The sequence below is a fragment of the Mycobacterium alsense genome (assembly GCF_002086635.1).
Taxonomy (GTDB): domain Bacteria; phylum Actinomycetota; class Actinomycetes; order Mycobacteriales; family Mycobacteriaceae; genus Mycobacterium; species Mycobacterium alsense.
In genome coordinates this window covers 1-23,921 of record NZ_MVHD01000049.1, presented here as the reverse complement: position 1 = coordinate 23,921, position 23,921 = coordinate 1, and the positions used below count along the sequence as shown (strand labels likewise).

The following is a 23,921-nucleotide window of genomic DNA, read 5'->3' as shown; positions in this document are numbered from 1 at the left end:
GTGTTCCGCGCCCCTGGGCTCCGACGTACGCTACGGAAATGACGACCACCCGACGTCCGGCCACCTTTTGCGAGGCATTCCAGCGCACCTCGTCGATCGATCCGAACGCCGTCGCGCTGCGGACGCCGGGCGGCGCCCGTACGTTGTCGTGGCGCGAGCTCGCGACGCAGGTGCGCAAGGTCGCCGCCGGGCTGGCCGGCCTGGGGGTCCGGCGGGGCGACACCGTGTCGCTGATGATGGCCAACCGGATCGAGTTCTACCCCTTCGAGATCGGCGCCCAACACCTCGGCGCCACTTCGTTTTCGGTGTACAACACGCTGCCCGCCGAGCAGCTGACCTACGTGTTCGACAACGCCGGCACCAAGGTCGTGGTCTGCGAGGAGCACTACGTGGATCGCATCCGCGCCAGCGGCGCGCCGATCGAGCACATCGTCTGCATCGACGGTTCTCCGCCCGGCACCATCTCGGTGGACGAGCTGTACGCCGCCGCCCGAGGCGACTTCGACTTCGAATCCACCTGGCGCGCAGTGCAGCCCGACGACATCGTCACCCTCATCTACACCTCCGGGACCACCGGGAACCCCAAGGGGGTGGAGATGACGCACGCCAGCCTGTTGTTCGAGGCGTTCGGGCTCGACGCGGTGCTGGGCAGCCGGTTCGGCGACCGGACCACGTCGTACCTGCCGTCGGCGCACATCGCCGACCGGATGATGGGCCTGTACCCCCTGGAGGTGTTCGGCACCCAGGTCACCGTGGTGGATGACCCGCGCGCCATCGCCACGGCGCTGCCCGACGTGCGGCCCACCGTGTGGGCCGCGGTGCCGCGGGTGTGGGAGAAGCTCAAGGCGGCAATCGAATTCGTGATCGCCAACGAGCCCGACGAGGCCAAGCGCCAGGCCTTGCAGTGGGGCCTGTCGGTGGCCGCCGAGCGCGCTGCCGCGCTGGTGTCCGGCGAGCCGGAGGCGGCCGAGGCGGCGGCCGAGTGGGAAAAGGCCGACGAGCTGGTCCTGTCCAGGCTGCGCGAGCGGCTGGGCTTCTCCGAGTTGCGCTGGGCGGTGTCCGGTGCGGCGCCGATTCCCAAGGAGACGCTGGCGTTCTTCGCCGGGATCGGGATCCCGATCAGCGAGGTCTGGGGCATGTCGGAACTGAGTTGCGCTGCCAGCGTGGCACATCCCGACGACACGCGGCTGGGCACCGTCGGCAAGCTGCTGCCGGGGCTGGAGGGCAGGGTCGCCGACGACGGCGAGTATCTGATCCGCGGCCCGCTGGTGATGAAGGGCTACCGCAAGGAACCCGCCAAGACCGCCGAGGCGATCGACGAGGACGGCTGGCTGCACACCGGCGACATCATCGAGGTCGACGCGGACGGATACCTGCGGATCGTCGACCGCAAGAAGGAGCTGATCATCAACGCGGCCGGAAAGAACATGTCGCCGGCCAACATCGAGAACACCATCCTGGCGGCCTGCCCGATGGTCGGCGTGATGATGACGATCGGCGACGCACGCCCGTACAACACCGCGTTACTGGTCTTCGACGCCGAGTCGGTCGGGCCGTACGCGGCGCAGCACGGCCTGACCGACGCGTCGCCCGCGGCCCTGGCGACGCACCCGGAGGTCGTCGCCCAGGTCGCCGCCGGGGTGGCCGAGGGCAACGCGAAACTGTCACGGGTGGAACAGATCAAGCGCTTCCGCATCCTGCCGACGGTCTGGGAACCCGGCGGCGACGAGATCACGCTGACGATGAAGCTCAAGCGCAAGCCGATCATGGCGAAGTATGCGCGCGAGATCGAGGAGCTCTATTCGGCTGAATTGCAACCCGAGGTCCACGAGCCTTCCGAAGTCGCCACGGTGCAGCCGGCATGAGCGGCGGGCCGGGGTCCAGCGCGCGCGAGATGGGCCGCGCCGGCGTGCGAAAGTTGCTGCAGCGCAGCGGGATCGTCGACGAATCGACGGCTCCGTTGCCGACCGACCCGGACGAGGTCGCCCAGCTGTTGGCGGCGCCGTGGTATGACGAGCGGCTGGCCAAGCTGGCCGAGGAGCTCGGCCGCGACCACGACGACGTGCGCGCCGAGGCCGCGGGCTATCTGCGCGAGATGGCCCCGACGCTGGACGAGCGGGCGGTGCGGGCCTGGCGCAGTTTTTCCTGCTGGCTGATGCGGGCCTACGACATCCTGGTCGACGAGGACCAGATCGCGGCGTTGCGCAAGCTGGACCGCAAAGCGACACTGGCGTTTGCGTTTTCGCACCGCTCCTATTTGGATGGCCTGCTGCTGCCGGAGGCGATCCAGGCCAATCGGCTCTCGCCCGCGCTCACCTTCGGGGGCGCCAACCTGAACTTCTTCCCGATGGGCGCCTGGGCCAAGCGCACGGGGACGATATTCATCCGGCGCCAGACCAAAGACCTTCCCGTCTATCGTTTCGTGTTGCGCGCGTACGCGGCGCAGCTGGTGCAGAACCACGCGAACCTCACCTGGTCGATCGAGGGGGGCCGCACCCGCACCGGGAAGTTGCGGCCGCCGGTGTACGGGATCCTGCGCTACATCAGCGACGCCGTCGACGAAATCGACGGCCCCGAGGTGTATTTGGTGCCGACGTCCATCGTGTACGACCAGCTGCACGAGGTGGAGGCCATGACCAGTGAGGCCTACGGCGCCACCAAACGACCGGAGGACTTCCGCTTCCTGATCCGGCTGGCGCGACAGCAGGGCGAGCGGCTGGGCCGCGCCTACCTGGACTTCGGCGAACCGCTGCCGCTGCGCAGGCGCCTCGACGAGCTGCGCGCCTTGGATACCTCGGCGGCCGGGGCGGGCACCGAGATCGAACGCATCGCGCTGGACGTCGAGCACCGGATCAATCGGGCCACGCCCGTCACTCCGACCGCGGTGGTCAGCCTCGCGCTGCTGGGCGCCGACCGCTGGCTGTCGCTCAGCGAGGTGCTGGCCACCGTGCGGCCCCTGGCCAGCTACATCGCGGCGCGCAACTGGACGGTGGCGGGCGCGGCCGACCTGACGAACCGCTCGACGATCCGCTGGACGCTGCATCAGCTCGTCGCGTCGGGCGTGGTCAGCGTCTACGACGCCGGCACCGAACCGGTGTGGGGCATCGGGGCGGACCATCACCTGGTCGCGGCGTTTTACCGCAACACCGCCATCCACATCCTGGTCGATCGCGCCATCGCCGAGACGGCGCTGCTGGCGGCGATCGAGGGCGCCGAGGCCACGGTGGACGGCTTGGTGTTGCCGGCGACCGTCCGAGACGAGGCGTTGGCGCTGCGCGAATTGCTGAAATTCGAGTTCCTGTTCTCGGCGCGCGCGCAGTTCGAGAAGGAACTGGCCGACGAGGTGCGCCTGATCGGTCGCGTGGAGGACACCAGCAAGGCCGCGCCCGCGGCCGACGCGCGCGGGCTGCTGGAAAAGGCCGACCTGCTGCTGGCGCACCTGGTGCTGCGCCCGTTTTTGGACGCCTACCACATCGTCGCCGACCGGCTGGCCGACCTGGAGGACGAATCGTTCGACGAGGGGGTGTTTCTCACCGAGTGCCTCGAGGTCGGCAAGCAGTGGGAGCTGCAGCGCCGGATCGCCAGCGCCGAGTCCAGGTCGATGGAGCTGTTCAAGACCGCGCTGCGACTGGCCCGCCACCGTGAGCTGGTGGACACGGGCGCGCACCCGGACGTCGCCGCGCGCCGGCGCGACTTCGCCGACGAGATCGCCGCCGCCATCGGCCGGGTCAACACGATCGCGGAGCTGGCCCGGCGGACCGTGATGTCCAGCTGCCACCCGCCCGCCCCGCGCCGCGACGCGCCCTAGGGTGGGGACATGCCGCTGACAGGCGAATACGCCCCCAGCCCCTGGGATTGGTCCCGCGAACAGGCCGACAAGTACGCCGAATCGGGCGGCACCGAGGCCGCGGACATGAAGGGCAAGCCGATCATCCTGCTGACCACGGTCGGCGCCAAGACGGGCAAGCTGCGCAAGACCCCGCTCATGCGCGTCGAGCACGACGGCGAGTACGCGATCGTCGCCTCGCTCGGCGGGGCCCCGAAGGATCCCGTCTGGTATCACAACGTCAAGAAGAACCCGCGCGTCGAGCTGCAGGACGGCGGCGTCACCCGCGACTACGACGCGCGCGAGGTGTTCGGCGACGAGAAGGCCGTCTGGTGGGAGCGCGCCGTGGCGGCCTGGCCCGACTACGCCGACTACCAGAAGAAGACCGACCGCCAGATCCCGGTGTTCGTGCTGACCCCGGTCGCCTGATGCCACGGGGCTGAACGCGCAGCTGGTGGCATGGCACCATTGATCGGTGTCCGCTGAACCGAGCCAGAGCCCGAACGTGTCGCCGCTGTGCGCGGCCGACATCGACGCGGCGGCGCAGCGGATCGCCCCGGTGGTCACTCCCACGCCGCTGCAGCCCAGCGATCGGCTGTCGGAAATCACCGGCGCGGAGGTCTACCTCAAACGCGAGGACCTGCAGGTGGTGCGCTCCTACAAGCTGCGCGGCGCCTACAACCTGCTGGTGCAGCTGTCCGGGGAGGAGCTGGCCGCCGGCGTGGTGTGCTCGTCGGCGGGCAATCACGCGCAGGGGTTCGCGTACGCGTGCCGGGCGCTGGGGGTGCACGGCCGCGTCTACGTGCCGGCCAAGACGCCCAAGCAGAAGCGCGACCGGATCCGCTACCACGGCGGGGAGTTCATCGAGTTGATCGTCGGCGGCTCGACTTACGACCTGGCCGCCGAGGCGGCGCTGGCCGACGTCGAGCGCACCGGTGCCACGCTGGTCCCCCCATACGACGACCTGCGCACCATGGCCGGCCAGGGCACCATCGCCGTCGAACTGCTGGACCAGCTCGGTTCCGAGCCCGACCTGGTGGTGGTCCCGGTCGGCGGCGGCGGCTGCGTCGCCGGCATCACCACCTACCTGGCGGAGCGGACGACGAACACGGCGGTGCTCGGCGTCGAGCCCGCCGGCGCCGCCGCGATGATGGCCGCGCTGGCCGCCGGCGAGCCCGTCACCCTGGACCACGTCGACCAATTCGTCGACGGCGCCGCGGTGAAGCGGGCGGGCACGCTGACCTACGCCACGCTGGCGGCCGCCGGCGACATGGTGTCGATCACCGCGGTCGACGAGGGCGCGGTGTGCACCGCGATGCTGGACCTGTACCAGAACGAGGGCATCATCGCCGAGCCTGCGGGCGCGCTGTCGGTCGCGGGCCTGCTGGAGGCCACCGAGGGGCCCGTCGCGCCCGGATCCACCGTGGTGTGCCTCATCTCGGGCGGCAACAACGACGTGTCCCGCTACGGCGAGGTGCTGGAGCGCTCGCTGGTTCACCTCGGGCTCAAGCACTACTTCCTGGTGGACTTCCCTCAGGAGCCGGGCGCGCTGCGCCGCTTCCTCGACGACGTGCTCGGGCCCAACGACGACATCACCCTGTTCGAGTACGTCAAGCGCAACAACCGCGAAACCGGCGAGGCCCTGGTCGGGATCGAGCTCGGATCGGCCGCCGACCTCGACGGGCTGATGAGCCGGATGCGCGCGACGGACCTGCACGTCGAGACCCTCGACCCGGGCTCACCGGCCTACCGCTACCTGCTGTAGGCGCATGGGGGAGCCGTATGGGTCGGGGACGCCGGGTTTCGGCGTGGCCAGCGCCGCCACCGTTGTCTTCGTGGCGCTGCTGGTGTGGGCGGCGGTCTGGGTAAGTCGGCACGAGCGTCCGCTGGCCCGGCTCTGGGCGCTGGGGTCCGACGCCGCGGTCATCGGCGGCCGCGTCCTGACGTGGGCCCGCGAGCGGATCAGGGCGAGGGGATGGGCGTGGGCCCGGCTGCCCGCGGACGAGGTCGCGGCCGTCGCGCTGCTCCTCGGGCTCGCCGCGGTGGTGGCCGTGGCCGTGGGCTTCACCGAGGTGCTCGACGACGTGCTCGAGGGCGACGGCATCTCCGGAATCGACCGGCCGGTGGCCGGGTGGCTCGCCGCCCACCGCGACCTGTGGCTGACCACCGCGCTGCGGGCGGTCACCATCGGCGGCGATCCGCGGTTCCTGGCCGCGCTCGCCTTCCCGATCTCTCTCGTCGCCGGTTGGCGGTGCAGGTCGTGGCGGCCGGTGGCGCTCGCCCTGACGGCGGGCGCCGGGATCGCGCTGATGCTCTTCACGGCCAAGGCCCTGGTGGGCCGGGAACGCCCGCCCCTGCCGTACGCCGCGGTCGCCGCCGACGGCTATTCCTTTCCGTCCGGGCACGCCACCGGCACCGCCGCGATCCTGGTCGTGGCCGCGTGGATGGTGACCCGCTGGCTGGTGAGCCCGTGGGTGGGCCGGGTGATCGTGTGGTCCGTGGCGATCGGCTCGGCGCTGGTGATCGGGTACTCGCGGATCTACCTGGGCGTGCACTACGTCAGCGACGTCCTGGCCGGCTGGCTGCTGGGCCTGGCCTGGGCCGGTGTCGTCATGCTGGTGGGGTCGTGGTGGACCGACGTCCGCCGTCGCGCGCCGTCAGGCTAGGTACGGCGGCACCGGGACGGCGGGGTCGAGGTCGGCGGCCGGCACCGGCGGTCCGGGCGTCAACCTGAGCGGCACCAGGCCCGCCCAGTGCTGCAGCGCCTGGTCCTCCGGGTCGTCGACGGGCTCGCCGGTGCGGACCTTGGCCGAGACCTCGGCGAGGTCCAGGGCGAGCACCCCGGTCGCGGCGAGCTCGCGCCCGGTGGGCATGCGGCAGTCGTCGGCGCGCCCGGGCCGGATGTGATCGAGCAGGCTGCGCAGGGCCCGCAGCTTCTCCGCCGGATCGTCGACCACCCGTGCGGCCCCCCGGGCGACCACCGAGCGGAAATTCACCGAATGGTGCATGGCCGAGCGGGCCAGCACCAGCGCGTCGACGAGCGTGGCGGTGACGCAGACCTCCAGCCCCGCCGGGGCCTCTCTGGCGGCCAGCATCGGGCCGCCGCCGGTGGATCCGTGCAGGTAGAGGGTCTCGTCGAGGCGCGCATGCGTCGTCGGCAACACCACCGGGCCACCGGCGCTCAGATACCCCAGGTGACAGATCAAAGCCTCGTCGAGGATCGCGTGCACCGCGCGGCGGTCGTAGGTGGCGCGTTCCCGGTAGCGGGTGGGCGTCGTGCGGGGCGTGGGTCGGTATGCGGTGTCCAACGGATTGCCTTCGAATATTGTCCTAGTACATACTAAATCTCGTGCCAGTACAATATAGCGGGACGGGTGCCGAGTCCATAGCCGCCAGCGTGGAAGAGGCCATTTCGGGCGGCGCGCTGGCACCCGGCGCCGCCCTGCCGCCGATCCGCGAGCTGGCCGGCCGGCTCGCCGTCAACGCGAACACCGTGGCCGCGGCGTACCGCCTGCTGCGCGAGCGCGGGGCCGTCGAGACGGGCGGGCGGCGCGGCACCCGGGTGCGGCACCGCCCGGCGACCACGCCCCGCTCGCTGCTCGGGATCGACGTCCCCGCGGGCGTCCGCGATCTGTCGACGGGCAACCCGGACCCCGCACTGTTGCCGATCGCGCTCGCGGGCGCACCGCGCCCCAGGGCGCTGCTCTACGGGGAGGAACCGGTGTCGCCCGCGTTGGTCGCGCACACCCGCGCGACCCTCGGCGCGGACGGGGTCCCCGCCGGACACCTGGCGGTGACCAGCGGCGCGCTGGACGGCATCGAGCGGGCCCTCACCGCGCACCTGCGCCCGGGCGACCGCGTGGCCGTCGAGGACCCCGGTTGGGCCAACCTGCTGGATTTGCTTGCCGCGCTGGGTCTTTCGGCCGAGCCCATGCGGGTCGACGACGACGGGCCGCTCGCCGCCGACCTGGCTCGCGCGCTGGAGCGCGGCGTGCGCGCGGTGGTCGTCACGAATCGCGCGCAAAACCCGACCGGTGCGGCGCTGTCGGCGGAGCGCGCGGATGCGCTGCGCGGCCTGCTGGCCGGTCGCGAGGTGCTGCTCGTCGAGGACGACCACTGCGCGGGCATCGCCGGGGCGCCACTGCACACGCTGGCCGGATCGACCGGCCACTGGGCCTTCGTGCGCTCGGCGTCCAAGGCCTACGGCCCCGACCTGCGCGTCGCCGTGCTCGCCGGCGACCGCCGCACCATCGAGCGCGTGCACGGCCGGCTGCGGCTCGGGCCGGGCTGGGTGAGCCACCTGCTGCAGGACCTCGCGGTGAGCCTGTGGTCGGACGGGGCGGCCACGCGCCGCGTCCTCGAGGCCGAGGGGAGATACACCGACAACCGCACGCGGCTGCGCGCCGCGCTGGCCGCGCGGGGCGTCGCCGCACACGGCCGTTCCGGGCTCAACGTGTGGGTCCCGGTGCCCGACGAGACGGTCGCGATCACCCGCCTGATCGGCGCGGGCTGGGCGGCGGCGCCCGGCTCCCGGTTCCGGATCCGCACGGCGCCGGGCATCCGCGTCACCGTCGCCGATCTGCGCGCCGACGAGCTCGAGCCGCTGGCCGACGCCATCGCCGACTCGGTGCGCGGGACCGGTCGTTCTAGCGTGTAGGGATGCCCGCGGCGCGGGCGACCTCGCCGTAGGCGGCCGCGAGGCCGGGCAGCGACGCGTGGGCGTTGCGGCCGCTCGGATTGGGGACCACCCACAGCTCGGTGGCCGGGTAGGGCGATACCTGCTTGCCCGCCTTCGCCCCACGGTCGCCGAAGGCCAGGCGGTAGGCGGTGATGCCCAGGACGGCGACGACCCGGGGCGAGAACCGTCGGATCGTACGGTGCAGTTTTCGTCCCCCCTCGACGAGTTCGTCGGCGGTGAGTTCGTCCGCGTTCGCGGTCGCCCTCTCCACGAGGTTCGTGATGCCAATCCCGCGACGCAGCAGGTAGTTTCGGTCGGCCGGCGCGAGGCCGGACGAGGCGTCGATCAGGCGGTCGGTGATGCCGGCGCGGTGCAGCGCCGGCCAGAACCGGTTGCCGCGGGGGGCGAAATGAGCCTGCACCGCAGCGGTTCTCAGGCCGGGATTGATTCCCACGAACAGCAGTCGGACTTCGTCGGAGATCAGGTCGGGCAGGGTTTTACCCCGGAACCGTTGCAGTTCGTCGCGCGTGAACCGGATCTCGCTCATAGCGGGGTGTTGCCGCCGTGGTTCACGTTTGCGGCCTCGTCCCAAGGACATCGTGAAACAGCGCGTTACGCAGCGCGAGTTCCCTTGGGTCGCTGACCAGGTGAAAGCCCAGCTTGTTCATCACATAGCCGTATCCGATGCCGGTGTCCGGGTCGGCGAATCCGAACGAGCCGCCCGCTCCCGGCGTCCCAAAGGCATTCGCCGACGAACCGAACGTGCACGCGGGAATGGGCTTGTTGAAGCCCAGCGAGAACGTGGTGTCGACGTGCAGCACCTTGTCGCGCAGCCCGTTCGTCGGCGGCAGTGCGGGCAGTTTCAGGGCGTCCAGGGTGCTTGCGCCCAGGCCGAGTACCGGGTCGGCGGTGGCGGCGCTGCCATACAGTCTGGCGATCGATCGCGCGGTCCCGGTGCCGTTGACCGCGGGCATCTCGACCACGCGCAGCTCGTCGCGATTGAACGCGTCGGGATTGTTGATCCCCTTGACGAAAATCAGCGAGCGGGCGGTCAGGCCGAGCGGGTTGGACAACGCCAGCGCGAACCGGGGCGGCATCGTGTTCATGTGGAGGAGGACCTTCGGGAACGACCAGGCGTGCAAATGCGCGATGCGATCGCGGTCGATCGAGGCCGGTAGTCCGATGTAGAAGTCGAGGCCCAGGGGACGGGCTATCTCCTCGGCAAAAAATCGACCCAGTGAGCGCCCCGTGGGGTCTACCCTGCGGATCAGCTCGCCTTCGTACCAGCCGAGCGTGATGCCGTGGTAGCCGTGGCGTGTTCCGGGCGTCCAGGCCGGCACTTGCGCGGCCAGCTTCGCCGACACCTTCGACGGGTCGGCCAATTCCTGCAGCGTGAGCGGCGGGTCGATCGCGACCAGTCCGGCTTGATGCGCGAGCAGTTGCCGCACGGTGATCGCTTCTTTTCCGCACTGCGCGAACTCCGGCCAATAGGCGGCCACCTTGGCGTCATACGAGAGGTGCCCTCGGGCGGCGGCCACCGCAACGGTAAGGGAGGCAACGCCTTTGGTGGTCGAGAACACGTTGACGAGGGTGTCCTGCTCCCACGGGGTTTGGGTGATCCCGTTGCGGTAACCGCCCCACAGATCGACGACCTTGCGGCCCTCCCGGTAGACCGCGATCGCAGCGCCGACCTCCTGACCGCTGCTCAGGTTGCGACGGAACGCGTCGGCGACCTTTCCGTACCCGTCTTCGACGTCGCCGCCGATGAGATCGGGCGGGATCGGGACTTTCCGGGCCATGCGCCGGCGCTACCGTCGCACCGCGCGGTAGATCGAAATCGACCCGCTGATCGTCTCGAAAACGTGCGTCTCCTCGACCTCGTCAAAGCCGACCTCGGCCATCAGTTCCGGGAGCACGCCCAGCGCGTTGGGCTCCGTGTTGTCGAATCCGTCGCCCTTCTGCACGATGCGGAACCGCTTGCGCATCTTCGTGGTGCGCTGCAGCCCGTAGTCGGCGACGTGCAGGCTGCCACCGGGGTTGAGCCCGACGTGGATCGCGGCCAGCCCCGCGCGCTTCTCCTCGAGCGGCACCTGATGGAACACCAGTGACGACAACACCTTCGTGACGCCGCGGCCCCGCAGCAGCCCGGCGGTGTCGCGCGCGTATCCGGCCAGCAGCTCGACCGGTGGCGTCACCCCGGCAAGCTTGGCCCGGGCCCGCCCGCGGATCGCGGCGTCGGGATCGATGCCGATCAGCGTCGCCGACGGGCAGGCGCGCGCGATCAGGCGCAGCTGCGTGCCGGTGCCGCAGCCGACGTCGGCGATGACGTCACCGACCGCCGGGGCGACCTGGGCGAGCAACGCGGGCCGCCAGCGGCGCGTGCCCGTGAGCAGGTATGCGAGCGCGTCGTAGGTCCACAACTGCGGCGCCGCGGGCACGAAGTCTTTCGCGGGTTGCTCGACCATGCACCGACCCTATCGCCCGGCCCGGCAGCGCGAGAAGCCGCAAAACCGCTCAGCGCAAAATCGCGAACGAATGACCTTCCAGCACAGTGTTCCCGGCGCCGGTCTTCGGCTCGCCCCACGCGAGCACCACCTCGCCCGTGACGGGCACCGCCACGGGGTCGGCGCCCAGGTTGCACGCGATGCGCAGCCGGCCGCGATGCACGACGATCCAGCGCTCGGTTTCGTCGAACTCGACGGTGAGCCGCTCCAGCCAGGGGTCGGCCAGATCGGCGTCGTTGCGCCGCAAGGCGATCAGGTCCCGGTAGACGCCGAGCAGGCGGACGTGGTCGCCGGAGTCGGCCTCGCCCCAATTCAGCTTGGAGCGCAAGAAGGTCTCGGGGTCCTGCGGGTCGGGGATGTCCCCCTGCTTCGAGGCGTCCCAGCCGTGTTCGGCGAATTCCGCCTTGCGTCCCTCGGCGGTGGCCCGCGCCAGCTCGGGTTCGGGATGTGAGCTGAAGAACTGGAACGGGGTCGACGCGCCCCACTCCTCGCCCATGAAAAGCATTGCGGTGTAGGGCGAACCGATTACAAGCGCGGCCTTGACCGCCAGCTGCCCGGGGTTCAGGTTCTGCGAGGGACGGTCCCCGAGCGCGCGGTTGCCGACCTGGTCGTGGGTGCAGGTGTAGGTCACCAGCCGGGTGGCCGGGATGCCCGACTTCTCCGAGGTGTCCAGGGGCCTGCCGTGGCGGCGGCGCCGGAACGACGAGTAGGTGGCGGCGTGAAAGTAGCCACGCCGCAACGTCTCCGCCAGCGTGGCCAGGCTGCCGAAGTCCGCATAGTATCCCTGCCGCTCGCCGGACACCGCGGTATGGATGGCATGGTGGATGTCGTCGGCCCATTGCGCGGTCAGCCCGTAGCCGTTGCGTCCGCGCGGGGTGATCAGCCGCGGGTCGTTGAGGTCGCTCTCGGCGATCAGGGACAGCGGGCGCCCCAGTTCGCGTGCCAGCCAGTCGGTTTCGGTGGCGAGTTCCTCGAGGATGTGGATGGCGGTGGTGTCCACCAGCGCGTGCACGGCGTCCAGCCGCAGGCCGTCGGCATGGAAGTCACGCATCCAGCGCAGCGCGCAGCCGATGATGTAGCGGCGCACCTCGTCGGAGTCGGCGTCGGCGATGTTGATGCCCTCGCCCCACGGGTTACTCGCCGACGACAGGTAGGGGCCGAACCGGGGGAGGTAGTTCCCCGACGGGCCGAGGTGGTTGAACACGGCGTCGATCAGGACGCCCAGGCCGCGCGCGTGGCAGGCGTCGACGAACCGGACCAGCCCGTCGGGCCCGCCGTAGGGCTCGTGGACGCTGTACCACAGCACGCCGTCGTAGCCCCAGCCGTGCGTGCCGGAGAAGGAGTTGACCGGCATCAGCTCGACGAAGTCGATCCCGAGATCGACCAGGCGATCCAGGTTTTCGATGGCGGCGTCGAACGTGCCCGCGCCGGTGAAGGTGCCGAGGTGCAACTCGTAGATCACCGAGCCCTCGACCGGCCGGCCCGGCCAGTCGCCGTCGGTCCACGGCGCCGCGGCGGGGTCCCACAGCTGCGAGCGCTCGTGTACCCCGTCGGGCTGGCGGGGCGAACGGGGGTCGGGCAGCACGGTGGGGTCGTCGTCGAGCAGGAATCCGTACCGGGCCCCCGCCGGCGCGCCGACGTCGGCGTGCCACCAGCCGTCGGCGGAGCGCGTCATCGGGTGCACTGCACCGTCGACGTCAAGGCGCACCAGCTCGGGCTTGGGGGCCCAGACGCGGAATTCAGTCATGATGGCGCCCCAACAGCGCCACGGGCAGGTCGGCGAACAATTGCGCGGCCGATGTCGGCCCGTCCGCGACGGCCCCGGTGAGCGCGTCCTTCCAGGTGCCGTCGGGCAGGGGCAGCACCGTGTTGCCCCAGCCGGTTTCGGCCAGCCGCACGGTCCAGCGGGTCACCGCGACGACGATGTCCTCGCCCCGGCGAAACGCCACGACGTGCTCGCTGGCCTCGCCGTCGGCGAGCACGGGGGCGTAGCCGCCGCGCAGGAATGTCTCCGGGTGGGCGCGCCGCACCCGCAGCGCGGTGGTGACGACGCGAATCTTGGGGTGCTTCAACTCTTTCAGCGCCGCCCGGCGGGCGGCGTAGTCGACGGCGCGCCGGTTGTCGGGGTCGACGAGGCTGTCGTCCCACAGCTCGGTGCCCTGGTAGATGTCCGGAACTCCGGGCATCGTCAGCGCCAGCAGCTTCTGGCCCAGCGCGTCGCTCGCGGCATGCGGGTTGAGCTTGGCCACCAGCTCGGTCAGCTGGCCCGCCACCGGGCCGTCGAGCACGGTGTCCAGCCAGCCGTGCACCGCGTCCTCGAAGGTCGCGTCCGGGTCGTGCCACGAGGTGTGCCAGGCCGCCTCCCGGATGGCCTTTTCGGCGTAGGCGTGCAGCCGTTCGCGCAGCTCGTCCGTGACCTGACCGCCCGCGGGCCACACGCCGAAGATGTTCTGCCACAGGAACTGTCCGGTCGCGGGGTCGGGGGAGGGGGCCTGGACCTCCCAGCGGGCGAGGAACTCGGTCCACAGCGACGGCACCTGGGACAGCACGCCGATCCGGGCCCGCACGTCCTCGCCGCGTTTGGTGTCGTGGGTGGTCAGCGTCGTCATCGCCTGCGGCCACAACTTGGCGCGCACGGCGGCGCTGTGGTGAAACTCCGCCAGTCCCACGCCGAAGCGGTGCGGTTCGCCGCCCACCTCGTTGAGGGAGACCAGCCGGGCGTCGCGGTAGAACAGGCAGTCCTCGACGGCCTTGGCGGTCACCGCGCCGCACAGCTGCTGCAGCCGGGTGGCGGGCTCGCCACCCTGGGCCCCGCCCTGGGCCCCGTCATGGGCCAATGCCGTGGCGAGCACCTCCAGCGCGGGCCCCAGTCGTGGCGATTGCGCCTGGGTTTCGGCCAGCGCGGTCGGCAGCAGGGCGACCAGGCCGGGGTAGTCGCTGCGGTAGACGCCGACGTGGGTGAGCAGGGCGGCGATCGCCTCGGGCAGCAGCGGGTGATCGGTGCCCGCCGCGGCCGCGACGGCCCGGCGCAGCCTGGCCAGCTCGCTGGCCAGCGTGTCGGTGGCCGCGCGGATCTTGAGCTCGGCCAAAAGCTTCGGCATGGACCGGTAATCCATGCCGGCCGAGTCGACGAGCGCGGTGAGCGCAGGTTCCCCCGCCGGGTCGACAAAGACCCCGCCCGCCTGCCGCAGCGCATCGTAGCCGGTGGTGCCGGCGACCGGCAGCGTTGGCTCGAGCGCCTCGTCGACGGCCAGGATCTTCTCGATGACGATCCACGGGTCCGGGCCGACCAGCTCCCGCAGCCGGGCCAAATACCCGCAGGGATCGGACAATCCGTCGGGATGGTCGATGCGCACCCCGTCCACCAGGGCCTCGGCGAACCAGCGGGCGACCTCGGCGTGGCTGGCGTCGAACACCGCACGATCTTCCTGACGCAGCCCCGCCAGTGAGGTGATCGAAAAGAAGCGCCGGTAGCCGCACACCCCGTTTCGCCAGCCGATCATCCGGTAGTGCTGGCGGTCGTGGACCTCCGGACCGGTGCCCACGCCGGTGCCCGGCGCGATGGGCAGCGTCAAATCGCCCAGGCGCAGCTGCTCGCCGTCGACTTTCAGGTCGGCCACGTCGTCGTCAGAACCCAGTATCGGCAACACGATTCGACCGTCGTCGTCCAAGTCCCAGTCGATGTCGAAGAACGCCGCGTACCGCGAGTCCCGCCCGTGCCGCAACACGTCCCACCACCACGCGTTCTGCTGCGGGTCGTCGATGCCCACGTGGTTGGGGACGATGTCGACGATCAGGCCGATGCCGCGCTCGGCGGCCGCCGCGGACAGGCTCGCCAGCCCGTCGGGGCCGCCCAGCTCCGCCGAGACGGTCGTCGGGTCGGTGACGTCGTAGCCGTGGTTGGACCCGCGGGCCGCGGTCAGGATCGGCGACAGGTACAGATGCGACACCCCGAGGTCGTCGAGATAGTCGAGCAGGTTCTCCGCGTCGGCGAAGGTGAACGCGAACCCGCTCGCCTCGCCGCGCAGCTGCAGCCGGTAGGTGGACAGGACGGGTAAGGCCATGCGTCACAGCGTCTTACGAAGCACCAGCAGCGAGCGCGCGGGCAGCGGGACCGTCGCCTCGGCGGCCACCACCTGATCGGCCCCGTTTTTGCTGCCGGTGGCCTCGTTGGTGTCCAGCTCCACGGTCCACTCCCGCGCGTAGTCGCCGTGCGGCATGACGAATTCCACCGGTTGGTCGTCGGCGTTGAAGCACAACAGGAACGAGTCGTCGACCACCCGCTCGCCGCGGGCGTTGGGCGCGGTGATGGCCTCCCCGTTGAGGAACACCGCCACGCACTTGTGAAAGCTCTCGCCCCAGTCCTCGTGCGTCATCTCCCGCCCGCTCGGCGTCAGCCAGGCGATGTCGCGGACCTCGTCGCCGCTGCGGATCGGCTGGCCCGCGAAGAACCGGCGCCGGCGAAACGCCGGATGGTTCTTGCGCAACGCGGTCGCCCGGCGCGCGAACGCCAGCAGATCCGAGTTCTTGTCCACCAATGACCAGTCCATCCACGACAATTCGGAGTCCTGGCAGTAGACGTTGTTGTTGCCGTTCTGGGTGCGCCCGAACTCGTCGCCGTGAGCGATCATCGGCGTGCCCTGGCTGACCATCAGGGTCGCCCAGAAGTTGCGCATCTGGCGGTAGCGCAGCGCCAGGATGTCGGGATCGTCGGTGGGACCCTCCACGCCACAGTTCCACGACCGGTTGTGGCTTTCCCCGTCGCGGTTGTCCTCGCCGTTGGCCTCGTTGTGTTTTTCGTTGTAGGACACCAGGTCGGCCAGCGTGAACCCGTCGTGGGCGGTGACGAAGTTGATGCTGGCGCTGGGGCGCCGGCCGGTGGCCTCGTAGAGGTCCGACGATCCGGTCAGCCGGGAGGCGAACTCGCCCAGGGTTGCGGGCTCCCCCCGCCAGTAGTCACGCACAGTATCGCGATACTTCCCGTTCCACTCGGTCCACAAACCCGGGAAATTCCCGACCTGATAGCCGCCCTCGCCGACGTCCCACGGCTCGGCGATCAGCTTGACCTGGCTGACCACCGGATCCTGCTGCACCAGGTCGAAAAATGCGCTCAGCCGGTCGACGTCGTGCAGCTCGCGGGCCAGCGTGGCGGCCAGGTCGAAGCGGAAGCCGTCGACGTGCATCTCGGTGACCCAGTAGCGCAGCGAATCCATGATCAGCTGTAGCACGTGCGGGTGGCGGGGGTTGAGGCTGTTGCCGGTGCCGGTGTAGTCCTTGTACAGCCGCAGATCCTCGTCGACGAGCCGGTAGTACGCGGCGTTGTCGATGCCGCGGAAGTTGATCGTCGGGCCGAGGTGGTTGCCCTCGGCGGTGTGGTTGTACACCACATCGAGGACGACCTCGATGCCCGCCTCGTGAAAGCTGCGCACCATGGACTTGAACTCGGCGACGCTGGAGCGGCGGTTGGCCGCGTATTGGTTGTGGGGGGCGAAGAAGCCAAACGTGTTGTAGCCCCAGTAGTTTCGCAGCCCCAGGTCCAGCAGCCGCGCGTCGTGCATGAACTGGTGCACGGGCATGAGCTCGATGGCGGTGACGCCGAGCGACTTGAGGTGCTCGATGATCACCGGGTGCGCGAGCCCGGCGTAGGTGCCCCGCAGCTCCGCGGGGACGCCGGGGTGGGTCTGCGTCATGCCCTTGACGTGGGCCTCGTAGATGACGGTCTCGTGGTACGGGGTCAGTGGCGCGCGGTCGGACCCCCAGTCGAAGAAGGGGTTGCTCACCACGCTGGTCATGGTGTGGCCGAGCGAGTCCACCATGGGCGGGGTCCCGGGGTCCGCGCCGTCGTCGACGTCGAGGTTGACCGCGGCCAGGTCGTAGGAGTAGAGCGCCTGCCCGAAGTCGAAGTCGCCGTGGAAGGCCTTGCCGTACGGATCCAGCAGCAGCTTGCTGGGGTCACAGCGGTGGCCGGCCGCGGGATCGAACGGGCCGTGCACGCGGAATCCGTAGCGCTGGCCCGGCGTGATGTTCGGCAGGTAGGCGTGCCAGACGTACCCGTCGACCTCTTCGAGGGGCACCCGCGTCTCGCCGCCGCCGGAGCCGATCAAACACAGCTCGACCTTCTCGGCGATCTCGGAGAACAGCGAAAAGTTGGTCCCCGCACCGTCATAGGAGGCGCCGAGCGGATAGGGGTTGCCCGGCCACACGGTGGCCAGCGTGGGCTGGTCTTCGCCGGCATCTGGTTCGCGGGAGTCTGCTTCGCGGCCCGGTTTCTTCGTCGGCATCACTTGACCCTATCCGCGCGCGGGATGCTCCGGCGCGTCACCACCAGCCGGTGTTGGCCCCGATCTGACGGCCCAGCTCGCCGGTCATGGTCCGCACGTAGGTGGGGGACAGGTGGTGGGCGCCGTGGTAGACCAGGATGTTTCCCTCGACCGGGCGGCAGACGTCGGTGCGGCAGATCGCGTCCGACATGTCGAGGACCTTCAGCAGCGGGAACTGTGTGACGAAGTCGAGGGTCTGGTTGCGGTCGGACAGCACCTCGGAGCGCTTGATCGCGCACGACTGCGCGGTGCCGCCCTTCTTGGCCAGGCAGTCCGCGGGGTCGAACGGCTTGCCGTTCTTGACCAGCCACGGGGTGTCGCGCATGCCCAGGATCGGGATGTTGTTGTCGGACAACGTTTTCCAGATGCCGATGTAGGTCGCGGGCATCACGTCGCCGCTTTTGATGTTCCACGGCCGTGTCGTCGTGGTGAACACGTAGTCGGGGCGGTCGGCGACCAGCTTGTCCATCGTCCGTCGCACCCATTCGCGGCACTGCGGGTACGGGGCGTTGTTGCCCATGATCAGCGGCACTTCCTCGGTGGACAGCGGGCAGCCCATCTTGAGATACGTCACCACCTTGAAGTGGTGCTCCCGGCCGAGGATGTCCAGCGCGGGCAACCAGTGCTCCGCGTGCGACCCGCCGGCCAGCGCGATGGTCTGGGTCGCGGCCACGTCGCCATAGACGCAATTGACCACCGCCGGGTTGACGAAGTCGCTGATGCAGCCGTCGCGGGTCGACGCCGGCAGGTCGTCCTTGACCTCCAGGACGGTCGGCCGCATCGGCAGCGCGGGCACCCGCAGGTGTTCGGTCAGGGCGCGCGCGCCGGGGTAGTCCTGCGGGTTGAGCACGGACAGCTCCTTGCCGGCGGCGCGCAGCACCGTGACGTGCTGGCGCCAGCTGAACGACGTCGCGGTCAGCGTGACACCGAGCAGCACCACCATCGTTCCCAGCGCCATCGTCGGGCGGCGCAGGCGCGACCACACGGGGGCCATCGGGGCGGGCGCGGGGGCGGCGGCGCCCCCGGAAGCCCGGTAGCGCAGCGGGTCCTCGACGAGCCGCGTGGTCAGGTGGGCCAGCGCCCCGGACACCAGCAACACCGCCGTGCCCTCGGCGAAGCCGGCGTGCCGGTGGCCGCTGTAGGACAGCCAGAAGATGAGCAGCGGCCAGTGCCACAGGTACAGCGAGTAGGCCATCGCGCCCAGCGCCACCAGGGGGCGCGCCGCCAGCACGCGATTGGGCAGCGGCATCCGGTGACCGCGCAGGTTGGCCCCGGCGAGGATCATCAGCATGGTGGCCCCGACGGGCACCAGCGCCCACGGACCCGGAAATTCCTTGACGCCGTTGATCAGTGCGCCACACGACACGATCGCCGCGAGCGCCACGGCGGCGACCGCGCCGCGCAGCCACATCGGCCAGCGGACGCGCGGCACCACGGCGCCGACGAGCGCGCCCAGCAGCAACTCCCAGGCCCGGGCGAAGCTGTCGTAGTAGGCGATCGACTGGTTGTCGCGATGGGCGATGATCGCGTAGACGAACGACGCCACCGTCAGCGCGCCGAGCAGCGCCACAAAGAGGGTCCGCAGGCGCGCGGACCTCACTGTCTGAGGCCCCCGCCACAGGCCGCGCAGCGCGTACGCGCACCCCGCCGCGAGCAGCAGGAAGGCGACGTAGAACTGGCCCTGCACCGACATGGACCAGATGTGCTGCAGCGGGCTGACGGCCTCACCGGCGCGCAGGTAGTCCGAGACCGTGTTGGCCAGCTCCCAGTTCTGGTAGTAGCCGAGGCTCGCCAGGCTCTGGTCGGCGAAGGTCTCCCAGCGGGTCTCCGGCTGCACCAGGATGGTCAGCACCGCGCAGCCCGCCAGGACCACGACCAGCGCGGGGAGCAGGCGGCGCACCAGCCGGATCACCTCGGCGGCCGGCGACAGCGTCAGCTCCGGGCTGAGCGCGGCGCGCAGGACCTTCCCGCCGAAGAAGAACCCGGACAGCGCCAGGAACACGTCGACGCCGCCGGACACCCGCCCGAACCAGACGTGGAACATGGCGACGAGCGCGATCGCGATGCCCCGCAGGCCGTCGAGGTCGTACCGGTAGAAACCCCCTGCACGAGCCCGCGCGGGCACCGGTTTCGCAGGGACAACCGGTGGGCGGGGCGGTGACAGGCTCTGCATGGTCAACCGTTAACTTACCCAAACCCGCCGCCCGCCCTCGAACGCTGGCGTTCCGGCGTGGCTGCTCAGCGCCGCCGCCGGGCCGCGGTGCTACCGCGTGACGGTCGGCGCCTGGGGTGCGGGCACCTGCTGCGTCTGGGGCAACAGCAACGGCAGCTGCTGCAACTGCGCGTGCTGCACCGGCGCCTGCTGGGCCGGCGCCAGCTGGGTGGGCGCCTGCTGGGCCGGCAGCTGCTGGACCGGGACCTGTTGGGCCGGGGCGAGCTGCGTGGGTGCCTGCTGGGCCGGCAGCTGCTGGACCGGGGCCTGCTGGGCCGGGGCGAGCTGCGTGGGTGCCTGTGGGGCCGGCAGCTGCTGGACGGGGGCCTGCTGGGCCGGGGCGAGTTGGGCCGGGGCGAGCTGGTCCGGCGCCTGCGGCAGGGGAGCCTGCTGCAGCGGCGCCTGGGTCCCGAGAACCCGGACCAGGTACGGCGTCATGCCGTTGGCGCGCACCGGCGACACCTGGACGACGTCGCCCACCTCCAGCATCTGGTTGTTGCCCAGGTACATCGCGACGCTCTGCGTGCCCTCGGGGCCGTAGAAGATCAGGTCCCCGCGGCGCGCCTGCTGCGGCAGCACCTTCTGGCCGACCCGGTACAGCTCACCCGAGGAACGGGGCAGCTTGATCCCCGCGCCGGCGTAGGCGTACTGCATCAGGCCCGAGGCGTCGAAACCGACGGTCATGGCGCCGCTGCCCTTGCCGCGGGTGGGGCCGTTGATGCCGCCCCCGGCCCAGGAAAACGGCACGCCGCGTTGCGACAGACCACGCATGACCACGACGTCGGTGGCCTGTTGGTAGTCCATCGACCGGGCGCCCGGGTCGGCGGCGGCGATGCCGGCGGTGGCCAGCGGGGCCACCAGCATCGCGAGACCGATCGCGAGTGCATAGATGCGTTTCATCGGGATCCCCACCTTCTTGGGTCCTGGGCCTTGTCGCGGTGACTTCGCGCGTCGGCCGCTGTTGCAGGCGGCGAGCGCCGCCCCGTCGGGGCCGAACGCCGCTGCATGACGCTTGGAGCGAGCCCGGCCGGCTCGGCCGGCTGAATTCCCACCAGTCACTAGAGACACTTTTACCCCAGAAGTGAGGGCCCGAAAATAGCTGGTGAGCCCCACGAAGGATTCTTTGTCGTACCGTGACCGCACGGTGACTGGCGCGCGGAATTCGGCCCGCGCGGTTGTGATTCGGGTCTCAGCTACGGTGTCAGGGCCCGCCTCAGAGCCAGTAGCGTTCGCTGAAGGCCGTCAGCACCGAGCCGACCACGGAGCTGACCATCAACAAGGCCAGGGCCAGCACCGGCCAGAAGGACATGTACCAGCCCTTCAACAGGGACACAAACGGGCCGACCCCCGCGGCGGCGATCGCCGCGCCGATGCCGCCCCACGCCAGCGGGCGGATGTAGTAGTCGATCCCGAACGGGACCGTCCCGCACGTGTCCCCGTCGCACACGTGCGACAGGAAGCCGAAGAGGCGCGCCGGCCACGTCGTGGCCGTCGCGAGGGCGACCAGCAGCGCCAGCAGCGTCACCGTGCACACGACGTCCCATTTCGCTATCCGCAGGCGCAACACCCTCGGACCCCGGTCGTGCTGGTCGGGCTGTTGCGGCTCGGACATGGCGGGCATGGGCCTAGATGCTCCCCGATGGCCGCGTTTTGCGCGAACCGACTGCTCTACGCTCGGTCCCTATGCGTGCGGCGAGGGCCGGGCTGACACCCGGGCAGATCAGCGCGATCGACGCCGCGCACCTGTGGCACCCCTACAGCACCATCGGCCGGGAGTCCGTGGCGCCGGTGGTGGCGGTCGGCGCCCGCGGCGCCTCGTTGACCCTGGTGCGCGACGGCGCGCCGGTCGAGGCGCTCGACGCGATGAGTTCCTGGTGGACCGCGATCCACGGGCACGGCCACCCGGAACTGGACGCGGCGCTGACCGCGCAGCTGGCCACCATGAACCACGTCATGTTCGGCGGGCTGACCCACGAGCCCGCGGCCCGGCTGGCGCAGCTGCTGGTCGACATCACGCCTGCAGGACTCGAGACGGTCTTCTTCAGCGACTCCGGGTCGGTGTCGGTGGAGGTCGCGGTGAAGATGGCGCTGCAGTACTGGCGCAGCCGCGGCCTGCCCGGCAAGCGGCGACTGATGACGTGGCGCGGCGGCTACCACGGGGACACGTTCACCCCGATGAGCATCTGCGACCCCGACGGCGGCATGCACTCGCTGTGGACTGACATCCTGGCCGCGCAGGTCTTCGCCCCGCAGGTGCCGAGCGGCTACGACCCCGCCTACAGCGCGGCGTTCGAGGCGCAACTCGAGCGACACCGCTCCGAGCTGGCGGCCGTCGTCGTCGAGCCCGTCGTGCAGGGCGCCGGCGGGATGCGCTTCCACGACCCGCGCTACCTGCGCGACCTGCGCGATTTCTGCGACCGGCACGACGTGCTGCTGGTCTTCGACGAGATCGCCACCGGCTTCGGGCGCACCGGTGAGCTGTTCGCCGCCGACCACGCCGGGGTCAGCCCGGACATCATGTGCGTCGGCAAGGCGCTGACCGGCGGATACCTCAGCCTGGCCGCCACCCTGTGCACGGCCGAGATCGCGCACACCATCAGCGGCGGTGCGGCCGGCGCGCTCATGCACGGGCCGACATTCATGGCCAACCCGCTGGCCTGCGCGGTGTCGGTGGCCAGCGTCGAGCTGCTGCTGGGCCAGGACTGGCGCTCGCGGGTGGGCGCGATCTCCGCCGGGCTGGCCGCCGGGCTCGAACCCGCGCGGGCGCTGCCCGTCGTGACCGACGTGCGGGTGCTCGGCGCCATCGGTGTCATCGAGTGCGACCGGCCGGTTGACCTGGCCGTCGCCACCCCGGCCGCCCTCGACCGCGGGGTATGGCTGCGCCCATTCCGCAACCTGGTCTACGCGATGCCGCCGTACATCTGCACCGGCGACGAGGTCGCGCGGATCACCTCCGCGATGGTCGAGGTCGCGCGACTGGTTCGCTGAGCGCGCCCACTCCCGGGCCTGCGCGCTCAGCGAATTCTCAGCAGGTTCTTCGATGGCGGTTAGCTCGGCTCAAAGGGTCCTCAAAGTCGCAGGCCTCAGGATCTATCCCATGATGAGTCAGTCGCTCTGCGCGAAGTTGATCGAACGCTACGTCCACACCTGCGGGCTGCAGTTCCTCAAGGGCGAGCACGATGGCGAGTACTTCTGCGTCGCCAGCGCCAACGGCAGGCGGCTGCACATCCACCTCGAGATCTCGCCGTCGTTCGGCGACATGCTGATCGTCCGGATCGCTCCCGCGTGCGGGTTCCGCGCCGCCGACCGCCCCCGGCTGACCCGGTTGGCCGACACCTGGAACCGGCAGAGCCGCAAGGTCACCGCCATCCTGCACCGTTGCTCCGACCCGGACCGCGTCGGTCTGGTGGCCCGCAGCTCCCGGTGGATCCGGGACGACGTCTCGTTCGAGGAGTTCGCTTCCTTCGTCGACCGGACCGTCGCCGACGCGGCCGATTTCTTTGCTGAGGCGACGGCGGTTGTCGAGGCGGCGTCGGCGCAGCCGGTGCTGCGCGACGCCGGCTGAGATCCGGCGGCCCGGTCCAGCGCGGCCACCCGATCAGCGCCGGGCTTGCCGGGGCTGGCGCGCTGCTTTCATGGACTGCGAACCCCGGTCCAAAGCGGCATTACCTGCGGGTTTGCACCGCCGCCAAGTTTTGTTCTGTGTGATCGGTGGAAGCCGCCCCGCGTAGTTGCACTTGTGTGTAATCTCCGTGACGGGCGGGCCCAGTCGTGCTTCTCGCTTTTGCCGCTGGGTCGTCGTTGACCGGCTGGAGGGTAGAGATGTCGTATGTGATGGCGGCGCCGGAGATGTTGGCGACGGCGGCGGCGGACGTGGCCGCGATCGGTTCGGCGGTCAGCGGGGCCCACGCGGCGGCGGCGGTCCCGACCGTCGGGGTGCTGCCCGCCGCCGCGGACGAGGTGTCGGCGAGCGTAGCGCAGTTCTTCTCCGGGGTCGCCCAGGAATTTCACTCGCTGGTTGGGCAGGCGGCGGCGTTCGGCGAGCAGTTCTCCCAGCACTTGAATCTGGGTGCGGGCTCATATGCGGCGGCCGAGGCCGTCAATGGCGCGTCGTTGACGAGTGCGGAATCCATCGTCGACATTGTCAACGGCCTGGCCGCGCCGTACATCAATCAGATCACCAGCATGGTGAACACCGTGACGTTCATCTTGCAAAAAGTAATGAGCGCAATCCAACTCGCCTTCCTGGTGCCCTATGAGGCGTTGGTATTGGCATATCTGACGTTGGCCCTCATGATCGGCGCGATACAATTGCTGACGGCGTACCTCGGCATATCGATTCCGATTCCGTAAAGGGTTTTCCGTCTATTTCACTCCGCTC

18 protein-coding genes and 1 pseudogene are annotated in these 23,921 nt (G+C 70.4%); 9 read left to right on the top strand and 10 right to left on the bottom strand.

Features of this window, described 5'->3' with window-relative positions:
• The first annotated feature begins 38 nt into the window (after positions 1-38).
• Genes fadD11 through BST11_RS21475 form a run of 5 tightly spaced genes read left to right on the top strand, consistent with a single transcriptional unit; the run spans position 39 to position 6,492 of the window.
• Positions 39-1,865: a fatty acid--CoA ligase FadD11 gene (fadD11, locus tag BST11_RS21495; RefSeq protein WP_083140029.1), complete on the top strand. Its 1,827-nt coding sequence runs from the start codon at positions 39-41 to the stop codon at positions 1,863-1,865.
• Entirely contained in the window at positions 1,862-3,808 is a 1,947-nt protein-coding gene (locus tag BST11_RS21490) for a lysophospholipid acyltransferase (RefSeq protein WP_083140028.1), read from the top strand. The genes fadD11 and BST11_RS21490 overlap by 4 nt, the downstream gene beginning before the upstream one ends.
• 9 nt (positions 3,809-3,817) lie before the next feature.
• Positions 3,818-4,255 carry a nitroreductase family deazaflavin-dependent oxidoreductase gene (locus BST11_RS21485; RefSeq protein ID WP_083140027.1) on the top strand — a complete coding sequence of 146 codons (438 nt, stop codon included), beginning with the start codon at positions 3,818-3,820 and terminating at the stop codon, positions 4,253-4,255.
• A 46-nt stretch (positions 4,256-4,301) separates the two neighbouring features.
• Positions 4,302-5,591 (top strand): threonine ammonia-lyase, encoded by a 1,290-nt coding sequence (gene ilvA, locus BST11_RS21480; RefSeq protein ID WP_083140026.1) that lies wholly within the window; start codon positions 4,302-4,304, stop codon positions 5,589-5,591.
• A 4-nt stretch (positions 5,592-5,595) separates the two neighbouring features.
• Entirely contained in the window at positions 5,596-6,492 is an 897-nt protein-coding gene (locus BST11_RS21475) for a phosphatase PAP2 family protein (protein ID WP_083140025.1), read from the top strand.
• Here BST11_RS21475 and BST11_RS21470 read toward each other — a convergent pair.
• A complete protein-coding gene (locus BST11_RS21470) occupies positions 6,484-7,134 on the bottom strand; it encodes a pyridoxamine 5'-phosphate oxidase family protein (RefSeq protein WP_083140024.1) in 651 nt (216 codons plus the stop codon). The two genes, BST11_RS21475 and BST11_RS21470, sit on opposite strands and share 9 nt — an antisense overlap.
• A 41-nt stretch (positions 7,135-7,175) precedes the next feature.
• Here BST11_RS21470 and BST11_RS21465 point away from each other — a divergent pair, with 41 nt between their 5' ends.
• Entirely contained in the window at positions 7,176-8,483 is a 1,308-nt protein-coding gene (locus BST11_RS21465; RefSeq protein ID WP_083140023.1) for an aminotransferase class I/II-fold pyridoxal phosphate-dependent enzyme, read from the top strand.
• Here BST11_RS21465 and mug read toward each other — a convergent pair.
• The 9 genes and pseudogenes from mug to BST11_RS21420 all read right to left on the bottom strand — a co-directional run bounded on the left by mug (position 8,473) and on the right by BST11_RS21420 (position 21,152).
• A complete protein-coding gene (gene mug / locus BST11_RS21460) occupies positions 8,473-9,042 on the bottom strand; it encodes a G/U mismatch-specific DNA glycosylase (RefSeq protein ID WP_083140049.1) in 570 nt (189 codons plus the stop codon). The two genes, BST11_RS21465 and mug, sit on opposite strands and share 11 nt — an antisense overlap.
• A 31-nt stretch (positions 9,043-9,073) precedes the next feature.
• Complete coding sequence (locus BST11_RS21455; RefSeq protein ID WP_083140022.1) at positions 9,074-10,303, bottom strand: serine hydrolase domain-containing protein; 1,230 nt, start codon at positions 10,301-10,303, stop codon at positions 9,074-9,076.
• Positions 10,304-10,312: 9 nt separating this feature from the next.
• Positions 10,313-10,969: a class I SAM-dependent methyltransferase gene (locus tag BST11_RS21450; RefSeq protein WP_083140021.1), complete on the bottom strand. Its 657-nt coding sequence runs from the start codon at positions 10,967-10,969 to the stop codon at positions 10,313-10,315.
• 49 nt (positions 10,970-11,018) lie between these two features.
• Positions 11,019-12,755, bottom strand: coding sequence for a malto-oligosyltrehalose trehalohydrolase (treZ, locus tag BST11_RS21445; protein WP_083140020.1), 1,737 nt, complete (start codon positions 12,753-12,755; stop codon positions 11,019-11,021).
• Positions 12,748-15,072 (bottom strand): malto-oligosyltrehalose synthase, encoded by a 2,325-nt coding sequence (gene treY / locus BST11_RS21440; protein WP_083140019.1) that lies wholly within the window; start codon positions 15,070-15,072, stop codon positions 12,748-12,750. The genes treZ and treY overlap by 8 nt, the downstream gene beginning before the upstream one ends.
• Positions 15,073-15,075: 3 nt before the next feature.
• On the bottom strand, positions 15,076-17,289 hold the full coding sequence (glgX, locus tag BST11_RS21435) for a glycogen debranching protein GlgX (RefSeq protein ID WP_083140048.1): 2,214 nt from the start codon (positions 17,287-17,289) through the stop codon (positions 15,076-15,078).
• 37 nt (positions 17,290-17,326) lie between these two features.
• A complete protein-coding gene (locus BST11_RS21430; RefSeq protein WP_083140047.1) occupies positions 17,327-19,501 on the bottom strand; it encodes an acyltransferase family protein in 2,175 nt (724 codons plus the stop codon).
• A 285-nt stretch (positions 19,502-19,786) separates the two neighbouring features.
• Positions 19,787-20,440: pseudogene (ripD, locus tag BST11_RS21425) on the bottom strand (NlpC/P60 family peptidoglycan-binding protein RipD); the annotation flags it as partial.
• 313 nt (positions 20,441-20,753) lie between these two features.
• Positions 20,754-21,152: a hypothetical protein gene (locus BST11_RS21420; protein WP_211284754.1), complete on the bottom strand. Its 399-nt coding sequence runs from the start codon at positions 21,150-21,152 to the stop codon at positions 20,754-20,756.
• Between the two features lie 71 nt (positions 21,153-21,223).
• Here BST11_RS21420 and BST11_RS21415 point away from each other — a divergent pair, with 71 nt between their 5' ends.
• The 3 genes from BST11_RS21415 (at position 21,224) to BST11_RS29000 (ending at position 23,893) form a co-directional block, all read left to right on the top strand.
• A complete protein-coding gene (locus BST11_RS21415; protein ID WP_083140016.1) occupies positions 21,224-22,528 on the top strand; it encodes an adenosylmethionine--8-amino-7-oxononanoate transaminase in 1,305 nt (434 codons plus the stop codon).
• Between the two features lie 112 nt (positions 22,529-22,640).
• A complete protein-coding gene (locus tag BST11_RS21410) occupies positions 22,641-23,105 on the top strand; it encodes a YbjN domain-containing protein (RefSeq protein ID WP_244897739.1) in 465 nt (154 codons plus the stop codon).
• Between the two features lie 257 nt (positions 23,106-23,362).
• Positions 23,363-23,893, top strand: a complete 531-nt coding sequence (locus tag BST11_RS29000; RefSeq protein ID WP_083140014.1) for a PE family protein — start codon at positions 23,363-23,365, stop codon at positions 23,891-23,893.
• Positions 23,894-23,921 lie beyond the last annotated feature (28 nt).

Coding starts and splice junctions, on each gene's coding strand:
- fadD11 (WP_083140029.1), top strand. CDS start 39: ATGACGACCACCCGACGTCCGGCCACCTTTTGCGAGGCATTCCAGCGC.
- BST11_RS21490 (WP_083140028.1), top strand. CDS start 1,862: ATGAGCGGCGGGCCGGGGTCCAGCGCGCGCGAGATGGGCCGCGCCGGC.
- BST11_RS21485 (WP_083140027.1), top strand. CDS start 3,818: ATGCCGCTGACAGGCGAATACGCCCCCAGCCCCTGGGATTGGTCCCGC.
- BST11_RS21475 (WP_083140025.1), top strand. CDS start 5,596: ATGGGGGAGCCGTATGGGTCGGGGACGCCGGGTTTCGGCGTGGCCAGC.
- BST11_RS21455 (WP_083140022.1), bottom strand. CDS start 10,303: ATGGCCCGGAAAGTCCCGATCCCGCCCGATCTCATCGGCGGCGACGTC.
- BST11_RS21450 (WP_083140021.1), bottom strand. CDS start 10,969: ATGGTCGAGCAACCCGCGAAAGACTTCGTGCCCGCGGCGCCGCAGTTG.
- treZ (WP_083140020.1), bottom strand. CDS start 12,755: ATGACTGAATTCCGCGTCTGGGCCCCCAAGCCCGAGCTGGTGCGCCTT.
- treY (WP_083140019.1), bottom strand. CDS start 15,072: ATGGCCTTACCCGTCCTGTCCACCTACCGGCTGCAGCTGCGCGGCGAG.
- glgX (WP_083140048.1), bottom strand. CDS start 17,289: ATGCCGACGAAGAAACCGGGCCGCGAAGCAGACTCCCGCGAACCAGAT.
- BST11_RS21430 (WP_083140047.1), bottom strand. CDS start 19,501: ATGCAGAGCCTGTCACCGCCCCGCCCACCGGTTGTCCCTGCGAAACCG.
- BST11_RS21420 (WP_211284754.1), bottom strand. CDS start 21,152: ATGTCCGAGCCGCAACAGCCCGACCAGCACGACCGGGGTCCGAGGGTG.
- BST11_RS21415 (WP_083140016.1), top strand. CDS start 21,224: ATGCGTGCGGCGAGGGCCGGGCTGACACCCGGGCAGATCAGCGCGATC.
- BST11_RS21410 (WP_244897739.1), top strand. CDS start 22,641: ATGAGTCAGTCGCTCTGCGCGAAGTTGATCGAACGCTACGTCCACACC.
- BST11_RS29000 (WP_083140014.1), top strand. CDS start 23,363: ATGTCGTATGTGATGGCGGCGCCGGAGATGTTGGCGACGGCGGCGGCG.